The sequence below is a fragment of the Paenibacillus sp. V4I9 genome, assembly GCF_030817295.1.
In the GTDB taxonomy this organism is placed as follows: domain Bacteria; phylum Bacillota; class Bacilli; order Paenibacillales; family NBRC-103111; genus Paenibacillus_E.
Map to the genome: position 1 here is coordinate 8,056,611 of NZ_JAUSZE010000001.1, position 19,013 is coordinate 8,075,623.

Consider the following 19,013-nt stretch of genomic DNA (forward strand, 5'->3'; position numbering starts at 1 on the left):
CCCTATTTCGCCTTATATATGAAAAGCGAAAACGGAGGGTGATGAACATGAAAAAATACGACACAGCGATTATTGGCGGAGGTTTAGCTGGATTAATTGCGGCCATCGAATTAGCTAAGGTTGGAAATAAAGTGGTTATTTTGGAAAAATCGGGACGCTTGGGCGGCAGGGCCATTACGAATAAGAAAAATGGTGTTTTCTTTAACTTAGGCGGGCATGCGTTATACCGCGCTGGGAAAGCGTACTCGATTTTACAAGAGCTTGGAGTTCGCATAGATGGGGGGGCGCCTTCATCCAAAATGAACGCCATCTGGAACAATCAAATTCTGCCAATGCCAGCGAGTCCGATCAGTATGTTATCATCTAAGCTTCTATCATGGTCTGGCAAAATGACTCTCCTGCGATTGGTAATGAAGTTAAACAAAATCGACTCAACTACTTTAAGAAATTCAACTTTGAGGGATTGGGCTGAAGGTGAGATTCCTGATCCGATGGTGCGTCATATTTTCTATGCGCTGTGCAGAACCGCCACATATACGCACGATCCAGATTATCAGCTGGCGACTCCCGTTCTGGCACAAGTACAGCGTTCGCTTAAGGGAGTCCTGTACCTCCATGGCGGCTGGCAAACGATCGTGGATCAGCTTCATGAGAAAGCTGTTCAAGCGGGTGTGAACATCATTAGCGGCAAAGATGTGATAGAGATCGTGCATCAGGATGGCAAGGTTCAAAAGCTTAAGCTTGCCGATGAGGAATATATAGAAATCTCAAACGTAATCAGTACGGCTTCCCCTTACGAGACCTACAAGCTTGTTCGCAATGCTGATCACACCATACTGAAACTGTGGAAGGATGAGGCCCGTCCATCGAAAGCGGCATGCCTTGATTTAGGATTGAAGAAGCTGCCCGCCCGCGGACGAGATTTTGCCATCGCTCTGGACCAACCTATTTTTTTCTCCCATCATACCGTCCATGCCAAGCTAAGCGATAATGGTACATTGGTTGTGCATATGGTGAAGTATAACGGTTCTGGGGAAAGCGATCCTAAGGCGGACGAACAAATGCTCACCGCTACCATGAATACACTTCATCCTGGCTGGGAGCAAGAAGTTGTCGCAAGACAGTTCCTACCCAATATAACGGTTGTCCATGACTTTATGCATATAGGTAAATCGGATAGATTTACAGGTCCATCTGTTCAGGGTATACGTGGCCTTTATGTGGCTGGGGACTGGGTCAGTCATGGTGAAATGCTCGCAGACGCATCGGCGGCAAGCGCCAATCGAGCGGCAGAGGCTATTTTAAAAGAAAGCCATTTATCGTAGAATTGCCATATCATCTAAATAGAGTGAGGAGCTGTGCGATATGGAGTTAGCCGGATCTTCCGAGCAGGTGTATACATCGTATAAACCGCTTTTATTCTCACTTGCCTATCGGATGGTTGGGAGTGTCATGGATGCTGAGGATGTCGTGCAGGAGGCATTTCTATATGTGAATGAGACGAATCCGGCGCATGTCCACAATCCTAAAGCGTATTTATGCAAAATTGTTACCAATCGGTGTATAGATAAGCTGCGTTCCGCGAGCAAAAAGCGCGAGGTCTACGTAGGTCCGTGGCTGCCGGAGCCACTTATATCGAGTAGTGACAATCAGACAGAACCTGATCTCTACTATTCGCAAAAAGAGTCCCTTTCGACCGCGTACTTATTGCTGCTGCAGCAGCTGTCTTGGGTTGAGAGAGCGGTATTCTTATTGAGAGAGGTACTCCAATACGAGTACGACGAAATTGCCGAGATTGTTGGGAAAAGCAGCACCAATTGCCGGCAAATTTTTCGTAGGGCCAAAAGCGCCATTAGCAGCTTTCCAGATCGCGATGATGATACTAAGGTACAGCTCAAGCAGCCTGTATTGGAACAAACTTCAGCCGTCGTGGAACAATTCGTGCAGGCTTTAGTAACTGGCAACATCGGTCAATTGTTGAACATCGTCAAAACGGATGCCATCCTTTACTCTGACGGTGGAGGTAAGGTTAAAGCGGCTGTTAAGCCTATTATGGGGGCGGAACGTATCGCCATGTTCTTTTCCGGGCTTCTTTCCAAAGTGCCGCCTGGCTTCAGTTATTCATTAACGACTGTGAATGGACAAATGGGCATTGTGGCTTACACGGATGGTCATCCCTATAATGTAACGTCCTTCCAAGTTGAAAATGGTCAGATAGCTGCTGTCTATCTCGTAGTTAATCCTGACAAGTTGAGGCATATATAAATTAGCTCTTATTCAACCTTTTTTCGTGTGATCTCTTAGGGGTTATGCGAAAGAAGGTTTTTTTGTGCACTCCTCAAATGGTTTTATAACATTAGCTGCAAAAAATACATCCAATTTCGTACTATCTGCGTTTTTGAGCGCAGTTGCTGCATTTCCTACATCTAATTGTGCCTGAAATGAGGGTTTTGAGTAAAAAGGGTTATTATGCAACAATTGGAAATTTATTGCGTCTAAGTAGTAAAGAATCTAAAGATTTGAGGTGCAGTAGACCAATGAAGTCCATACTCTTATTGCTTGTATTTGCATTTGGTTTGTCTAGTATCGGGGACCAAGGTGACGTCACTGTTCCTCCGACAGAGGTGGAAAGAGTTTATGAACTGCCATCCCCGAATCCTGCAGCTCCGCTGCCTGAAAACTTCCAGGATCGAATATTTCATTTAGAAAATGTGTATAGACAATTGTCAGTTAAGCCAATGAGTATTTATAAGTCTGAGAGAGAATACCCCAATGGTGCATTTCATCTTCAGCTTCTTAAGCTAGGTAATCATCGTGAGGAATTGAGCTTACAGGAGAAAGGCCAGATTAAAGAAGCCATCTATAAGGCCATAGGGTCACGTTTCTCACTTGATATTACAACTTTGGTTATATCGAAAGAGGAGGAGTTGGTTGGGGTTATATCCGAAATAGATAGGGAGGAGCAAAAGATGCTCCTTGTTAATCCTGAGGCCTGTTTAGATAAGGAATGCAAGGAAATAGAGAAGTTTTGGGTGAGTCTCGAAGACGATGCCGTAATCGTAACGAATCGTAGTGACGGTTCAAATAAGTTTGAGGATTTAAAACTAGGAGATTTGCTCCATATATGGACTACACAAGCAGTATTACAAAGCTCTCCTCCGCAATATACAGCACTTGATATTGAGGTGGTGGAGCCTGAAGATGAGACGCCAGTTGCACTTTCAGCTTTAATGAAGATAGAATTTAATGGCATTAAACAAATCGATGTCAGATTCGGCGACGGTAAAAAGCTGGCCATTACAGATACAAAGTCTCTTGAGGAGATATCATCAAAATTGAAAAGAATTGAGCTTGTCCGAGCCAATGATAAAAGAACCTCTTATGGGTTTCTGTACGGGATGGAATTAACCATTGGGGATAACAAGTTTCTGTATGGTACCAATCTAAGGTTTGATAACATTAAATATAAGCAAAATTCAGTTACAACCGAACTAAACGACTATATCGTAGCGCTTGGAAGAGCCAGCATTCCGAATTTATTACCTGGCATACAAAGATAAAAAAAGCTGCTCACGAAGTCATCACGACTCGTGGCAGCTTTTTTGCTATTGTTACGAATCAGAAGTTTCTTCGTCTGCATAAATGGAATGAATGTTTCCTTCGGGATCAGCGAAAAAGGCTGTTGTCTGCCCCCACGGCATAATAGTTGGTTCCTTAATTGCAATAGCACCTTTGGTAAGGATGTCCCTATAAGTTTTTTGGACTAATTCCGGTGAATCACAGGGGAAACAGAGCTCGAACGATTGACCTTTACGTTCTTCTAAAAAGGAGCTATGTCCATCGGTGTTAATAGCCATTAGTCTTTTTGAGCAAATAGAAAAACGGACTCCAATATTCTCGAATTCAACATATTCTTCAGAATCAACAATTATTTTAAAACCTAGTGCATCACGATAAAACTGAGCTAAAAGAGGCACGTCATTCGATAGAATAGTAATTACGGCTATGTTTGCTTTCATTAAGAACACTTCCTCTCCTTTTTAAACTACCATATTTTTCTTTGTAAAAGCTAGTTGGATAAGATTCGTTTGATGTTCTCCCATAGAATGTCGCATAATGAATAAAGACAATAGCCGGATAATTAGAGGAGCGAACATAGATGAGTAAAAAGATACAGATTGAAACAGAGACAGCCAAGCGACGGGCGCCCTTATTTACACTTCCTGCATCCAACGGGAAAAACGTATCCTTACAGGATTTTAAAGGGAAGAAACTTGTCATTTACTTTTACCCACAAGACAACACGCCAACCTGTACCCAACAATCGTGTGATTTTCGTGACTATAATGGTAAGTTTGCACAGCTAGGCGTAGAAGTGATCGGAATTAGCCCTGATGAGCTGAAAGCTCACGATAAGTTCATTGCGAAATATGAGCTGCCGTTCCTACTGCTCTCTGACCCTGACCATCAGGTAGCTGAGAAGTTTGGTGTATGGGCATGGAAGAAGCTATATGGCCGCGAGTATATGGGGATTGTTCGGTCTACTTTCCTCATAGATGAAGAGGGATATATCGTCAAGGAATGGAGTAAAGTGAGGATTAAGAATCACGTGCAATCGGTTTTAGACGCTGTAATGGCATTGAATGCAAGTAGCTAATACGCCACAAAGAATGATGGAACTTTTTTACAAATTACTCGTCTAATTCAATTGCAAGGGAGAATATTTGTGAAGAGGGGAAAGCGATGAAAAAGAAGCTGATTGTTTCGATGTTGTCTATTTTCGTGGCATACGGAAGTACAGCGTACGGGGCTGTGGAGGAAACCCATTGGGTGATGAAGGAGCTCAAGGATTACAAGCAGTACATCGTGCCTTATAGGGACAATGCTTCGACACAAGGTACGATCACGCAGAAAGAGTGGGATTCATTCCAGAGAAATGTACTGGACGGGAGCAATCTGAATAAACCCATACTACTCGATGATTGGGCGACGGCTCTTAAAATGGCGGCGGATTTGCCGGGAAAAGACCGTGATGCCTGGATCAGCATGTATGTTCACGGGCTGGGGCAAGAGACGGAGATTACCCGCGAAAATGCAGTCGGAGGGATGGTAAAGCTGTTGATCGGTTCTTACCTCAAGGGGAGCTGGTCTGCGGAAGAAGTAAAGCCGGCAAAAGCGCTGCTGGATCACCAGGATATCAGCGATAAGCAGCGAGGTCTGGTTGAGATTGCGTATGTCCAGGGAATTTTGGATGATTCGGTGAAAGAAAAGTTTAGGCCGAACGATAAGCTTACGAATGCTGAAGCAATTTCTATGATGTTTCGGGTAATGGGTGAATTGGCGTATGATAAGCCAGATCTGCCGGCAAACCATTGGCTCAGCGAAGAACTGGAGTCTGCCTACCAAAGCAGCAAGCTTCCAAAGCAGATGCTTAAGGTGCTGCGCCGTGCTTTTCAAGATCCGATGAACGCCGAACGCAATATTCCTGTTGCTTTGTGGCACGAAATGCTCGTTTCAGGACTGCCGGTACCTGCCTATATAAAGGATAAAGCATTTATGTATACGCTCGCTTATGATAAGGATGGAGGAATACTTCGGGACAGAGCGGTAGTCGGAGTAACTAAGCTTGGAGAAAATCCAAGAAGCGCAACTGCGGAGGAAAAAATGAAAGCTGAACAAGCGTTTGCAGATTATGGCGCTGCTTTTGACTCCGATAAAATCGCTGTTGCTTACGGAGATGGCCTTTTGGAGGGGCGGAACGGTCAAAGCTTCGGCGTCCACGGTTACCTAACCTATGCTGAGGCGGCTGCTCTTGCTATCCGTGCAAGCTTAAGGGAGGCTTTGAACGATACCCCTTTGCTAATTGATGAGAAGACCGCATTACAAATAGCCAAAGAAACGGACCCCGATTCTGAAGCCGAATGGAAAGTAACCTTCAAGAAGGGGCTGGTGCTCCATTACAACACGAACAGGTTAATCTATGACGGATGGGTCGTAGAAGCGGTCTATCCAGCAGGAAACAAAATGGTTGTGTATATTGATGCCAGAACAGGTAAAATCATGGTCCTTGGGGAGATTGAAGCTCCTATAGGGTAAACAGAAATGAAAGGACTTTTTTCACATGTGGATGATGCTCAAAGACCGAAGAATGATGTTTCTCATGATAGCCAACATCTTATCCTCGATCGGCTCAGGAATAACCATGATCGGCGTGCCGTGGCTATTAGTGAATCGAGCCGGGGGGAGTGAGATATTTGGTTATGCGACGCTAGCATCAACCATAATACTTTTCTTCCTATCGCCGCATATCGGCGTGTATATTGACCGTATTTCCCGAAAGAAAATGCTGCTGGGCAGTGAAGTTGTCGGCGGATCAGTCACGCTGCTATTTGCGCTATGGGGATTAAGTGCGGGGCATTTTGAAACTTGGCAGTTGATCGTCATTTATTTTAGCGGTTCTCTGTACTACAACGTTCACTTTCCAACCCAGTTCGCTTTTACACAGGAGATCTTCTCGAAGGAGCAGTACAAAACGTTAAATTCCATCCTCGAGGTCCAAAATCAATCCACATCAATGATTGCTGGCGGTTTGGCGAGTCTACTGATTGATCATATCGATTTTGCATGGATTCTATTAGCGGACGCGATGACTTACTTTTTGGGTTTTGGTCTATTTTTGCTTATTCCTTATATCAAAAACAGGTCTGTCACGGCAAACGGTGCCGTCTCTATGTGGTCGAATATCAGAGAAGGCTTCGCTTATTTGAAAACGAGACCGCTATTAGTTATGTTTTTCCTTTGCGCACTGATGCCGTTTCTTTGTGTTATGGTCGGTAATTTTCTTTACCCCGTGTATATCACAAGTGTCCTCCATGGTGGGGCTAATGTTCTCGGGGCAGCCGATATGATTTTTGCCATCGGAGCTGTCGTGGCAGGTTTAACGGTCCCGCTGCTCATGCAGCGTTTGGGTTCCTATTATACAACGATTCTTTCGTTTGTCATTTTCAGTCTGTCGATTGTTTTCTTTTACGCGTTCCCTTTTGTCTCTATTTTTCTCCTATTCAAAACGTTGAACGGATGGGGGAATGCGGGGAGTCGCGTAGCGCGTAATACGATTTTGATGGAAATGGTGCCAAATCATTTGATCGGTCGTGTGAACAGTTTTTTCAATACGGTAGGGATGGGTATGCGAGTTCTACTCATTGGTGTCTGTACACAAATTGTTTCTTTTCAAGGCGCTAGGATGGCCATTCTTTTGCTCGGAGTCTTATTAGTCGTTAGTTTCATAGGTCTTATTAGCAGCAAGCCCTTGTTTAACGTGGCAACTCAAACGAAAAATGAGGCTGTACCACAAGAAATATAGCAATAAATTGAATAAAGCAGCTCAGGTCCTTTCACTAGAAACTATCCTTCTCACTCTGAGAGGGGTAGTTTTTGTTTTAGTGACATACTCTTGATCGTTCTCCCATATAATCTATCAGCTAGCAAAATGATAGAACAAGCGGAGGGATCATCGGATGCGCTTTCGTCCACAACGTACAATCAACAGGCAGAAACGAGTTCAACTTTTAATGGCAATCCTTTTACTAGTTTCTCTATTTTTCTCTACGATTTCGGCAAATGCGACAGAGAACGATGGATACTCCGCACAAGAAGGGCAAGACCTTTATCAAAAGCTCAAAACAGGTAAGCGCCCGCAGAGCGAGAGGACGTATGAAACACCGGAACAGCCTACCGTTTACTTGACCTTTGACGACGGTCCTAGCAAGCTGACGAGTCAGGTGCTGGATATTTTAGATAAAGAGAATGTGAAAGCTACGTTTTTCGCACTTGGCGAACAAGCTCAGGCACACCCTGCATTGGTCAAAAGAATCGTGCAAGACGGACATACATTAGGCAATCATTCCTATAATCATGTATATAAAGAGCTGTATAGCGATTTCCAAACTTTTTGGGACCAAATCCAGCGTAGTGAGGACGTATTTGCCAGTTTGGCTGGTACCAGACCGCAATTGGTGCGCGCCCCGGGAGGTACATATACGAATTTCGATGCGTACTACTATTATTTGATGGATCAGGCGGGTTATATCGTTACAGATTGGAATGTTGACAGTGGTGATTCCAAAAGATTACATGTACCCGTGAATGAAATTTGGCAAACAATTAAGGGATCACCGCTCGAACACGAGATCAACATCCTGTTTCATGATGGCAGCGGGCATGAGTCAACGGTAGAGGTATTGCCCCAAGTCATCAGCTATTACAAAAAATTAGGTTACGCCTTCGCTCCCCTTACGACTCAGGTTAAGCCCAAACAGTTCCCCGTGGGTAAGCCGAAGTGGTCGAGAAATATGAGTTTGGCCCATTTCCAAGAGCTAATGAAAGAAACACAGCAATATGCTTTAGCACATGTTCAGACGGATCAAGATCAGAAGGATGCTGAACAGCATCTCGCCCAGCAAACCGCAGTAGCCAGAGAAGAAACGGCACAAATTCTCTCCGCGCAGGCGGCGTTACCGCTGCAAATTCATGTGGCCGGAGGCAGCAGCTTTACAATTGAACCTATAGAGTATCAGTTGCGTACAAATCGGATTGAACTGCCGCTGCGCTTTCTTATTGAGAAAATGGGCGGGCAAGTAGAATGGCTGGCTGAAAAGAAGACAGCGAATGCACATTTTGGTGTTTATGATTTGGAATATGATTTGTCCGCTAGAAGTATCAGGCTGTATACCCTAGGTAATAGCGTAGCTACCTATTCATTAGCGGATATGGATTTCAAAGACGGTAAGATCATCGTTCCTTTACGGAAAACCATAGATTTACTAGGCGGGCGAATTACGGATACTGTCATAGAATCTAATAAGCGAGAGGTGTCTGTGGCATTACGGCCTTTTTATATATTTAAAGAGAATGATAGTCTTCTGAAAAACTCTCTATTTGCCATGGGAGGGTAATGTCTAAAATAGTAGAGGGCTGGAAAAACTAGAAGCATACCCTTATAAAGGAGGCTTCTTGTCTATGCAGTCGAAAACCCGAATATTCGATCAGCCGCAGCCTCTCGTGGAACGGATGATCATGAACGTAGAGAAAGTGATAGTTGGAAAGAGAGAGACGATAGAGAAAGCGTTCGTTGCTATGCTGAGCGGCGGCCATCTTTTGCTAGAAGATGTACCCGGTGTTGGGAAGACGATGCTTGTACGTGCCTTGGCAAGGACGATTGGTTGTGAGTTTAAGAGAATTCAGTGCACTCCTGATTTATTGCCGTCAGATGTAACCGGTGTATCTGTATATAATGTGAAGACGAATGATTTTGAGTTTCGCCCTGGACCTTTAATGACACCCATCGTGTTGGCAGACGAAGTCAACCGTACCTCACCGAAGACACAATCTGCTTTCTTAGAGGCGATGGAAGAGAAGCGGGTTACTATTGACGGAGTGAGTTATGAATTGCCTAAACCCTTCGTCTTATTAGCTACGCAAAATCCTGTGGACTATGAAGGTACTTATGCGCTGCCGGAAGCGCAAATGGATCGTTTTATGATGAAGTTGTCACTTGGATATCCAACGCCTGAGCAAGAAATTCTGATGCTGGATCGTCTGCAGGACCGTCAGCCGCTGGATCATTTGAAGCCCGTTATCGTACAGGATGAGTTTGTGCAATTACAAAGAGAAGCAACCATGATTCATGTCGATAATACGTTAAAAGATTTCATTGTCCGTCTGGCTTTGGCAACTAGGGAGCATGCTGATTTGTACTTGGGTGCAAGTCCAAGAGCATCCTACGCCTTGATGCGCGCTGCGCAAACATCTGCTTATATGAAGGGCAGAAGTTTCGTGGTACCTGATGACATCAAGGATTTGGTGCTGCCGATCTGGACACATCGGCTTATTCTGACTTCCGAAGCACGAATGACTGGTAAGTCTGCGGATACGATTTTGACAGGCTTACTAACCTCCTTACAAACTCCTGTTCTTCGTTACGTCTCGGGGAAGTAGGGCCTACTATGAGAAGCTGGGGTAAAACGTCGCTATTGGTTGTGGGATGTGTGCTGTCCATTGTTTTGGCCTATTGGCAAGGTGGATTTGCCGCTTGGTATATAGGAATTTGTTTGACATTAATCTGGATTCAGGCTGGATTATTTTATGTGTTCGCATTAAAAGGACTAACCGTTAGCCGGCAGTTGTCTGGCGAAGTCTTCGTGTCCGGTGAAGACGTGACCATCACTTTACAAGTTGGGCATCGTACTTTATTGCCGCTGCCTTGGATGATTATTAAGGATACTTGGATTCATGAAGGAAGCGGGGTGAAGCTGTGCTACAGCAAGCTGCTTTTCCCATGGTTTCGATCAGCCTTCATCCTCCATTATAAAATGACGGGTCTTATGCGAGGTGTTTATCGGTTCGCAGGATTTGAGGCGGTGACGGGTGATTTATTTGGCTTTGCTGTTCGAAAAGCATACCGCGATGATCTTCATCGGTGTGTCGTTTATCCGAGACCAGATTCTTTGACCGGATCCGGCATGACATTTCTATCGGAGGATGGTGATGTGCCTACCGTCCGTGGCCCCAAAACCGATACTCCGCTAATTAGCGGCGTTCGTGATTATGTCAGCGGTGATCCCTACCACCGCATCCATTGGAAATCCACAGCCAGGCTGAGCCGGCTGATGACCAAAGACCCCGAGCAAGCATCCTCCGCGAAGCGGATGCTGCTGCTCGACGCGGCGCCTGCGGCAGGTCCAGCTGAGGCGGCGCAGCCGCTGCTGGAGAAGGGCGTCGCCCTCGCGGCTGGCTTCTTCGAAGCCGCCGCTGGCGGGCGCGAGAGCTGCGGCTTCGCCAGCAGCTCAGGCAGCAGGCGAATCGCGCCGACGATTCGCCCTGATCTAACGCTCGCGTACGAAGTACTCGCGAGCGTGGGCGGCAAGCCCGCCCTTTCCTTTCCTGACCTCGTCAGGAAAGAGGCGGCGGCCTTGCCGCTGGATGCGTCGATGCTGTGCATCACATCGACGCTGGACCTGGCCTTGGTGCGCGCGATCGCTGATGCGCGCACCAAGCGCCGATCCGTGCACGTGATCTACGTGCACGCGCGGCCCTCCCTCTCGGTCGCCGAGCGAGAGGGAGCTTCTCAGCTACAGGCCGTAGGCTGCAGCTTCACGGAAGTGCCGCACCCCGTGCGCCAGTGGCCAAAGCAAGGAGGTGTCGCGGATGCAACCGCTTGAACCCCACAGCGCGCCGCGCGCTCTTTCACGCCCTTTACGCACAAGCGCAGACTCGTCGCGCTTGAAGTCTCGCTCTTTAGGCACTAGCTCTTCACATACCAGCGCAGACTCACCGAGCGCGCTCTCCCGGACTTCGTCATCACATGCGGGCGCTCATACTACTATCCCATCAAGCCCAATCTTCCATTCAAGCGCCATCTCTAACGCACAGTCATCAACGCCAATCACCAACACCTTTTTCCGAGACAGTCTAATCTCACTGCTGCTCTTCCTACTGCTCTCAGAATGGCTCCGTCCTCTAGCCTGGATGGCAGACGCCTCTATTCAAATCGGTCCCATTCTCGTTGTGTTTGCGATCTGCATCGCCATAGACTGCTTCAAGGTCCCTTATGTTTGGGGATGGACAGCCAAAAGCGTCATTATCCTGCTCTTCATCGGCTTTATGTTTGACCGTGAAGGCTTTCTAACCGGAGCATGGATTATCGATTTGGTGAGGATCATTTCTCAGGATGTGGTTTACATCGTTCGAGCTCATTTCGACCTTATCAGTGGTCAAATGCGAACGCTGCTCTTTCTGTTAGGTTGGTCGCTCCTGATCTCCGTTGTGCAGGCTCTCATGCTGCAGAGGCAGCATAGTCTCTGGTTTGTTGCGGCCACGCTCATCTATCTTGTCTTCTTACAGTTGGTACTTGGCGCGGATACCGTTCAAGGTATTATGCGCACAATAGGATATGGACTACTTCTGTTATCGCTGCTCAATCTTTCTAGAATTGAACAAACCTATAGCATCTCTTCGGTGCGTTCGAGCGGCGTTTTTCAATGGATTGTAGTCAGTTTGGTCGTAGTAAGTGCACTAGCTAGTGTAGGGTGGTACTCGGCAAGGCAGGCGGAGCCTGCTTCTCTCATGAAACCAGTTAGTTGGGCGTATTTATACGATCGCATATTTGAACTTTACAAGGAAGATACGGGGGCTAACGGTGTTTTTGCTAGGTCTGGATATGGTCAAGATGATTCCTCCTTAGGTGGTCCACTCCAGGTGGACACGACCCCGGTATTCACAGCGAGAACATCCAAATTAACCTACTGGCGCGGAGAGTCCAAAAGCTTCTACGACGGCAAAGGCTGGACTGAGCCCAATCAAAAGCTGGAGCCTTACGTTACTTCTAATCAACTATTCACAGGTCGATCCGTGGTGCAGGAAATTCTGTGGAACACGAAGTCGCCTAATCACCAATTATTTGTGGGTGGGAAGTTACTAGGCGTTGATATGCTTTTGAGCGAGAAGGGGAAACCGCTAACACCGAGCAGCCTCCTTACATCTAAATCTAATGGTAAAGTAACTCTGCCTGAGATTGTGGATCCATTGTCTTATTACAAAATAACGGTCCAACCCGTGCAGGAAGATCCAACAGTACTCAATACAGATACGGGCAGCTATCCCTCTGATGTAGAGGATTATCTCCAGCTTCCGGCTGCAATGCCGCGGTCTGTTCGCAGCATTGCCGAGCAAGTGACAGCGAATCGTTTGACGCCGTATGCCAAAGCGGTTGCAATTGAGCAGTATTTAAGCAATACCTATACCTATAGTCTCGAAAAGCCAACGCATCCAAGCCGCAACGAGGATTTTGTCAGTCATTTTCTGTTCGTAGACCAAACAGGGTACTGTGATCATTTTTCAACCTCGATGGTCGTATTGCTTCGTTCTGTCGGTGTACCTGCCCGCTGGGTAAAAGGTTTCGCTCCAGGGACACTTCAAACATCCACCGACGGCGATGGGCTCAAGGAAGTTATGGTTCGCAATCAAGATGCGCATTCATGGGTAGAGGTTTATTTTCCTTCTATGGGCTGGGTACCGTTTGAACCTACGCCGGGTTTCTCGGGTATTTCGTCCGACCATCCGAGAGAAACCTTGACGACAGCTGCCATGGAGCAAGCGGCGATGACTGCTTCACTCATGAACATTCCCACATCAACTAAGTTTGCAACCAATCCAAGCGAGTGGCTTCATGCAACGAAGGATAGAATCGTCAATTTTGCAAAGGCTTATAGGGAAGCTTTCATTGTTCTAATCGGATGTTGTCTCCTTCTTGTGAGTATTTTCGTTTTGCTTAGGCGAAAAGGTCTCCTATTGAATACGCGGCTGTATTTTCCAATTTACAAAGCCGAGCAGGGCAACTCACACCCCATGACACCTTATATGGATCGTTTATGGATGCAGCTATTTCGCAAATACGGCACAAAATCTGCTAGCCAGACGGTACGAGAGTACGTCACAACTCTAAATTTCAAAGATCAACGGCAGAAACAAGCGCTGCTCGAATTTACCTTGATTTACGAAAGTGTCCGTTATGATACGGCCAATTCATTGACCTATACGAAGAGGGAAATCACCACGATTTGGAAAGCCATTCAAAAGACACATTAAACCCCTTTACATCCTAGGTACCTAATGTTTAAAATTAGTACCTATAAATAGTGATAAGTGGACAAGGGGAGCCCCTTAAACCTCAATCGCTATGAATCTAGGAGGTCGGATAATGAGTAAACCGAGTGAAATGATTGTCGTATTAGATTTTGGAGGCCAGTATAATCAATTGATTGCTAGACGAATTCGTGATTTGGGCGTTTACAGCGAGCTGCTGCCGTTCAATACAACTGTTGATAAAATTCGTGAGCTTAACCCTAAGGGGATTGTGTTCTCGGGCGGTCCGTCGAGCGTATACGGTGAAGGAGCTCCCGCTGTTGACGCAGGAATCTTTGATCTGGGCATTCCGATTTTGGGTATTTGCTATGGCATGCAGTTGATTGCTCACCAACTGAACGGTAAAGTTGAACGCGCGCATACGCGTGAATATGGCAAGGCAGATCTTGCATTTACGAATGAAAGCCCGCTCGTGAAAGGGTTAGAGTCCAAACAAACCGTGTGGATGAGTCACGGCGATCACGTTTCCGTCCTGCCTGAAGGCTTCGTCATAGAAGCAAGCACGGATTCTCTTCCGATTGCTGCAATGAGTAACCGTGAGCGTAACATTCATGCGGTACAGTTCCATCCAGAGGTTCGTCACTCTGTCCAAGGGAACGAAATGATTAATAACTTTATATATGGCGTCTGCGGTTGCGAAGGCGATTGGACGATGTCCTCTTTTGTTGAAGATATGATTAAAGAGCTTCGTCAAGAAGTTGGCGACAAGAAAGTACTATGCGCCCTTAGTGGCGGTGTGGATTCATCGGTTGTTGCTATCCTGCTTCATAGAGCAATTGGTGCTCAATTGACATGTATGTTTATTGATCATGGTTTGCTGCGTCAAGGTGAAGCGGAGAGCGTTATGGACACTTTTGTCGGTAAATTCGATATGAAAGTGGTCAAAATTGATGCGCGTGACCGTTTCCTCGGTAAGTTGGCGGGCGTAGACGATCCAGAGCAAAAACGTAAAATTATCGGTACCGAATTCATTCGTGTTTTCGAAGAGGAATCCAGTCAGTTCGATGACTTTACTTTCCTAGCCCAAGGTACTTTATACACAGATATCGTGGAAAGCGGTACGGCTACTGCTCAAACGATTAAATCGCATCATAATGTTGGCGGACTGCCGAAGGATATGAAGTTCAAGTTAATCGAGCCTTTAAAAACACTTTTCAAAGACGAAGTGCGTAAAGTAGGCGAGGAATGCGGCCTTCCATCAGCAATCGTTTGGAGACAGCCTTTCCCAGGTCCAGGTCTAGCTATTCGTGTTCTAGGTGAAGTAACGGAAGATAAGCTGAAAATAGTTCGTGAATCCGACGCCATTCTACGCGACGAAATCGCCAAAGCTGGCTTAGATCGCGAGATCTGGCAATATTTCACAGCACTTCCGGGCATGAAAAGCGTGGGAGTTATGGGTGATGCAAGAACTTACTCTTATACCGTAGGTATTCGTGCTGTTACATCGATTGATGGAATGACAGCTGACTGGGCGCGTATCCCTTGGGATGTGCTTGAGAAGATTTCGGTTCGTATCGTTAATGAAGTTGAGAACGTGAATCGTATCGTTTATGACATCACGTCTAAGCCGCCTGCTACCATTGAGTGGGAATAATATAAATCACTAGTAAAAAGACGAACGTTCTGGGAAAAAATACCCCTGTATCGTTCGTCTTTTTTATTGACATCTGGTTATTTCACAACTAAAATGTGTTATGGATAACAGTTTTTCGTATAATCTCGGGAATTGGCCTGAGAGTTTCTACGAGATCACCGCAAATGATCTGGCTACGAAAAAAAGGAACGGAATCCGTATGAGTTTCTACGTGCACCTTTAGACATCTAAGGCAGCTCTCATATGGATAGCTCCTTTTTCGTACCCGGAATCAGGCATTATGATTCCGGGTTTTTTGCTGTTCCCCACATTCGTTTTAGGAGGAGTAGGAAAATGGATCGCTTTTTTAAATTGAAACAAAACGGCACGACAGTAAGAACAGAAATCATGGCGGGGATCACCACTTTCATGACGATGGCTTACATCCTAGCGGTAAATCCAGACATTCTGAGTGCTTTTAAATCGGGGGCTACCGGCGGTGACTGGACTTCGATTTTCTTGGCTACAGCGATTGCTGCAGGTGTAATGACAATTGCAATGGGGTTATTCGTTAACTTTCCAGTTGCGCTAGCTCCTGGGATGGGCTTGAATGCTTACTTCGCGACTATCATTTTAACATCACAAGGTAAATTCACGTTTTCAATGGCTTTAGCAGCCGTATTCATTTCGGGGATTATTTTCATCATTCTTACCATTACCAGAGTCCGTCAAATGCTCCTTGTGGCCGTTCCAGACAGCCTGAAGCATGCGATTACTGTGGGCATTGGCTTGTTTATAGCAATGATTGGTTTCAAGAATAGCGGCATTTTAACGGTTGCGGTTGAAAGCGGCAAAGATATTAAGGCTCATCAATTTACAGATGTACTTTCATTTGAAACTGTATTCCACATGGGTTCATTAGAAGATAAAGGCGTTATTTTAACAATCGTTGGAGTCTTGTTGATTTCTATCTTTATGGTGCTTCGACTGCGCGGCGCAATCTTGATTGGTATCTTGGCTACGACAATCATTGGATATTTCATGGGTATGGTTAATCTCGGTACATTGACTAGTGCTGACACGACATGGGTTCCTGATTTAACAAAGCTTCGTTTCGCTGATTTTGATTTTGCAGGCATTATGACAACGGGAATCGTTTCGGTTATTGCTACGTTTACGTTTGTTGAGCTTTTTGATACATTCGGTACTATGGTTGGAACAGCGAATCGCGCTGGTATTATGAAGAATAAAGAAGAAGGCAATAAGCGTGTAGGTAAAGCCATGTTCGTAGATGCGATTGGTGTTAGTGGCGGTGCGTTAGTTGGGACAAGTACCGTTACTGCTTTCGTAGAAAGCGCAGCGGGTGTAGCAGAAGGCGGACGTACAGGTTTAACGGCAGTAACGACAGGCGTATGTTTCTTGCTTGCCCTGTTCTTAGCTCCGATTGCCATGTTGGTTCCTGGTTCTGCGACAGCGGCAGCGTTGATTGTAGTTGGTGTTCTGATGGTTCAATCCATTCGTGAGATCGACTTTCAAGACTTCGTTCTGGCGATCCCAGCTTTCCTTACAATTGTATTGATGCCTTTCACTTACAATATTGCGAATGGTATCTCCTTCGGTATCGTTACGTATGTAGTTCTGGCAGCAGCATCTAATTTAGGTGGCAAAAGTCAGACGCGTTATCCGATTCACTGGTTAATGTGGGTACTGGCGATTCTAATCCTAGCTCGATACATCTTTATAGGAAGCCAAGGTTAAAAAGGTTCAAGCTCTGGTGCATAACGCACTGGAGCTTTTTTGTTATTAACATTTCCATATTTTCCTATGTATAAAAAGCTTGCAATCGGTTTGTGGATTTGTTATATTACTCCTTGTCGCTTCGGCGGTCGAACGAAAGAACGAAAGAAATCAAAAAAAGTTCTTGCAATCGAATAGGTCGATGTGGTATATTGATCAAGTCGCCTTTGAGGGGCGAAGGATTAAAACGAAAGAAATTGATCTTTGAAAACTGAACAACGAGTGAGTAAGCACGAACGAGAAATCGTTCAAAAAGAGATTGCAAAATCTCGCTAGCAACGCAAATGAGCAATTAAGCTTTCAAATAGTTTTACTATTATGGAGAGTTTGATCCTGGCTCAGGACGAACGCTGGCGGCGTGCCTAATACATGCAAGTCGAGCGGATTTATCCTTCGGGATAAGTTAGCGGCGGACGGGTGAGTAACACGTAGGTAACCTGCCTATAAGACTGGGATAACTATCGGAAACGATAGCTAAGACCGGATAACTGGTTTTCTCGCATGAGAGAATTATGAAACACGGAGCAATCTGTGGCTTATAGATGGGCCTGCGGCGCATTAGCTAGTTGGTAGGGTAACGGCCTACCAAGGCGACGATGCGTAGCCGACCTGAGAGGGTGAACGGCCACACTGGGACTGAGACACGGCCCAGACTCCTACGGGAGGCAGCAGTAGGGAATCTTCCGCAATGGACGCAAGTCTGACGGAGCAACGCCGCGTGAGTGATGAAGGTTTTCGGATCGTAAAGCTCTGTTGCCCTAGACGAACAGCAAGAGGAGTAACTGCCTTTTGTGTGACGGTATAGGAGAAGAAAGCCCCGGCTAACTACGTGCCAGCAGCCGCGGTAATACGTAGGGGGCAAGCGTTGTCCGGAATTATTGGGCGTAAAGCGCGCGCAGGCGGTCAATTAAGTTGGGTGTTTAAGCCCGGGGCTCAACCCCGGTTCGCATCCAAAACTGGTTGACTTGAGTGTAGGAGAGGAAAGTGGAATTCCACGTGTAGCGGTGAAATGCGTAGAGATGTGGAGGAACACCAGTGGCGAAGGCGACTTTCTGGCCTATAACTGACGCTGAGGCGCGAAAGCGTGGGGAGCAAACAGGATTAGATACCCTGGTAGTCCACGCCGTAAACGATGCATACTAGGTGTCGGGGATTCGATTCCTCGGTGCCGAAGTTAACACAGTAAGTATGCCGCCTGGGGAGTACGCTCGCAAGAGTGAAACTCAAAGGAATTGACGGGGACCCGCACAAGCAGTGGAGTATGTGGTTTAATTCGAAGCAACGCGAAGAACCTTACCAGGTCTTGACATCCCTCTGAATACGGTAGAGATATCGTAGGCCTTCGGGACAGAGGAGACAGGTGGTGCATGGTTGTCGTCAGCTCGTGTCGTGAGATGTTGGGTTAAGTCCCGCAACGAGCGCAACCCTTGATCTTAGTTGCCAGCACTTTGGGTGGGCACTCTAAGATGACTGCCGGTGACAAACCGGAGGAAGGTGGGGATGACGTCAAATCATCATGCCCCTTATGACCTGGGCTACACACGTACTACAATGGTCGGTACAACGGGAAGCGAAGCCGCGAGGTGGAGCCAATCCTTATAAGCCGATCTCAGTTCGGATTGCAGGCTGCAACTCGCCTGCATGAAGTCGGAATTGCTAGTAATCGCGGATCAGCATGCCGCGGTGAATACGTTCCCGGGTCTTGTACACACCGCCCGTCACACCACGAGAGTTTACAACACCCGAAGTCGGTGGGGTAACCCGCAAGGGAGCCAGCCGCCGAAGGTGGGGTAGATGATTGGGGTGAAGTCGTAACAAGGTAGCCGTATCGGAAGGTGCGGCTGGATCACCTCCTTTCTATGGAGACTCGGTCTTGATAAGACCAGTCAAGTGTACGTAAGTACACAAATCGCTTACTCACTCGTGTTCAGTTTTGAAGGAT

At 46.3% G+C, this 19,013-nt stretch carries 13 protein-coding genes, 1 rRNA gene and 1 riboswitch; of the genes, 13 read left to right on the forward strand and 1 reads right to left on the reverse strand.

Annotation, left to right across the window (positions count from 1 at the left end):
- Positions 1 to 47 precede the first annotated feature (47 nt).
- From QFZ81_RS37125 to QFZ81_RS37135, 3 genes are all read left to right on the forward strand, one after another.
- Complete coding sequence (locus QFZ81_RS37125; RefSeq protein WP_307606768.1) at positions 48 to 1,325, forward strand: phytoene desaturase family protein; 1,278 nt, start codon at positions 48 to 50, stop codon at positions 1,323 to 1,325.
- A gap of 40 nt (positions 1,326 to 1,365) precedes the next feature.
- On the forward strand, positions 1,366 to 2,265 hold the full coding sequence (locus QFZ81_RS37130; RefSeq protein WP_307606771.1) for an RNA polymerase sigma-70 factor: 900 nt from the start codon (positions 1,366 to 1,368) through the stop codon (positions 2,263 to 2,265).
- Positions 2,266 to 2,450: 185 nt separating this feature from the next.
- A complete protein-coding gene (locus tag QFZ81_RS37135; protein ID WP_307606773.1) occupies positions 2,451 to 3,560 on the forward strand; it encodes a DUF3221 domain-containing protein in 1,110 nt (369 codons plus the stop codon).
- A 51-nt stretch (positions 3,561 to 3,611) separates the two neighbouring features.
- Here the strand turns inward: QFZ81_RS37135 and QFZ81_RS37140 are convergent, their stop codons facing one another.
- Complete coding sequence (locus QFZ81_RS37140; protein WP_307606775.1) at positions 3,612 to 4,019, reverse strand: VOC family protein; 408 nt, start codon at positions 4,017 to 4,019, stop codon at positions 3,612 to 3,614.
- A 140-nt stretch (positions 4,020 to 4,159) separates the two neighbouring features.
- Between QFZ81_RS37140 and bcp the strand changes: the two genes are divergently transcribed.
- The 10 genes from bcp (at position 4,160) to QFZ81_RS37190 (ending at position 18,928) form a co-directional block, all read left to right on the forward strand.
- Entirely contained in the window at positions 4,160 to 4,657 is a 498-nt protein-coding gene (gene bcp / locus QFZ81_RS37145) for a thioredoxin-dependent thiol peroxidase (RefSeq protein ID WP_307606777.1), read from the forward strand.
- Between the two features lie 86 nt (positions 4,658 to 4,743).
- On the forward strand, positions 4,744 to 6,096 hold the full coding sequence (locus QFZ81_RS37150; protein WP_307606779.1) for a PepSY domain-containing protein: 1,353 nt from the start codon (positions 4,744 to 4,746) through the stop codon (positions 6,094 to 6,096).
- A gap of 25 nt (positions 6,097 to 6,121) precedes the next feature.
- Positions 6,122 to 7,363: an MFS transporter gene (locus tag QFZ81_RS37155; protein ID WP_307606780.1), complete on the forward strand. Its 1,242-nt coding sequence runs from the start codon at positions 6,122 to 6,124 to the stop codon at positions 7,361 to 7,363.
- Positions 7,364 to 7,517: 154 nt separating this feature from the next.
- Positions 7,518 to 8,954: a polysaccharide deacetylase family protein gene (locus QFZ81_RS37160; RefSeq protein ID WP_307606782.1), complete on the forward strand. Its 1,437-nt coding sequence runs from the start codon at positions 7,518 to 7,520 to the stop codon at positions 8,952 to 8,954.
- A 64-nt stretch (positions 8,955 to 9,018) separates the two neighbouring features.
- Entirely contained in the window at positions 9,019 to 9,996 is a 978-nt protein-coding gene (locus QFZ81_RS37165) for an AAA family ATPase (RefSeq protein WP_307606783.1), read from the forward strand.
- Positions 9,997 to 10,004: 8 nt separating this feature from the next.
- On the forward strand, positions 10,005 to 11,219 hold the full coding sequence (locus QFZ81_RS37170) for a DUF58 domain-containing protein (protein WP_307606784.1): 1,215 nt from the start codon (positions 10,005 to 10,007) through the stop codon (positions 11,217 to 11,219).
- On the forward strand, positions 11,206 to 13,644 hold the full coding sequence (locus QFZ81_RS37175; protein ID WP_307606785.1) for a transglutaminase-like domain-containing protein: 2,439 nt from the start codon (positions 11,206 to 11,208) through the stop codon (positions 13,642 to 13,644). The genes QFZ81_RS37170 and QFZ81_RS37175 overlap by 14 nt, the downstream gene beginning before the upstream one ends.
- A gap of 112 nt (positions 13,645 to 13,756) precedes the next feature.
- A complete protein-coding gene (gene guaA, locus QFZ81_RS37180) occupies positions 13,757 to 15,295 on the forward strand; it encodes a glutamine-hydrolyzing GMP synthase (protein ID WP_307606786.1) in 1,539 nt (512 codons plus the stop codon).
- Between the two features lie 95 nt (positions 15,296 to 15,390).
- A riboswitch (purine riboswitch) is annotated at positions 15,391 to 15,491 on the forward strand.
- Positions 15,492 to 15,628: 137 nt separating this feature from the next.
- Positions 15,629 to 17,032: an NCS2 family permease gene (locus tag QFZ81_RS37185; protein ID WP_307435317.1), complete on the forward strand. Its 1,404-nt coding sequence runs from the start codon at positions 15,629 to 15,631 to the stop codon at positions 17,030 to 17,032.
- Between the two features lie 354 nt (positions 17,033 to 17,386).
- Positions 17,387 to 18,928: ribosomal RNA gene (locus tag QFZ81_RS37190) — 16S ribosomal RNA — on the forward strand.
- Positions 18,929 to 19,013: the final 85 nt, after the last annotated feature.

What these genes read in the sequence shown, in the direction of transcription:
- QFZ81_RS37125 (WP_307606768.1), top strand. Translation starts at nt 48, where the DNA reads ATGAAAAAATACGACACAGCGATTATTGGCGGAGGTTTAGCTGGATTA.
- QFZ81_RS37130 (WP_307606771.1), top strand. Translation starts at nt 1,366, where the DNA reads ATGGAGTTAGCCGGATCTTCCGAGCAGGTGTATACATCGTATAAACCG.
- QFZ81_RS37140 (WP_307606775.1), bottom strand. Translation starts at nt 4,019, where the DNA reads ATGAAAGCAAACATAGCCGTAATTACTATTCTATCGAATGACGTGCCT.
- bcp (WP_307606777.1), top strand. Translation starts at nt 4,160, where the DNA reads ATGAGTAAAAAGATACAGATTGAAACAGAGACAGCCAAGCGACGGGCG.
- QFZ81_RS37150 (WP_307606779.1), top strand. Translation starts at nt 4,744, where the DNA reads ATGAAAAAGAAGCTGATTGTTTCGATGTTGTCTATTTTCGTGGCATAC.
- QFZ81_RS37155 (WP_307606780.1), top strand. Translation starts at nt 6,122, where the DNA reads ATGTGGATGATGCTCAAAGACCGAAGAATGATGTTTCTCATGATAGCC.
- QFZ81_RS37160 (WP_307606782.1), top strand. Translation starts at nt 7,518, where the DNA reads ATGCGCTTTCGTCCACAACGTACAATCAACAGGCAGAAACGAGTTCAA.
- QFZ81_RS37165 (WP_307606783.1), top strand. Translation starts at nt 9,019, where the DNA reads ATGCAGTCGAAAACCCGAATATTCGATCAGCCGCAGCCTCTCGTGGAA.
- QFZ81_RS37170 (WP_307606784.1), top strand. Translation starts at nt 10,005, where the DNA reads ATGAGAAGCTGGGGTAAAACGTCGCTATTGGTTGTGGGATGTGTGCTG.
- QFZ81_RS37175 (WP_307606785.1), top strand. Translation starts at nt 11,206, where the DNA reads ATGCAACCGCTTGAACCCCACAGCGCGCCGCGCGCTCTTTCACGCCCT.
- guaA (WP_307606786.1), top strand. Translation starts at nt 13,757, where the DNA reads ATGAGTAAACCGAGTGAAATGATTGTCGTATTAGATTTTGGAGGCCAG.
- QFZ81_RS37185 (WP_307435317.1), top strand. Translation starts at nt 15,629, where the DNA reads ATGGATCGCTTTTTTAAATTGAAACAAAACGGCACGACAGTAAGAACA.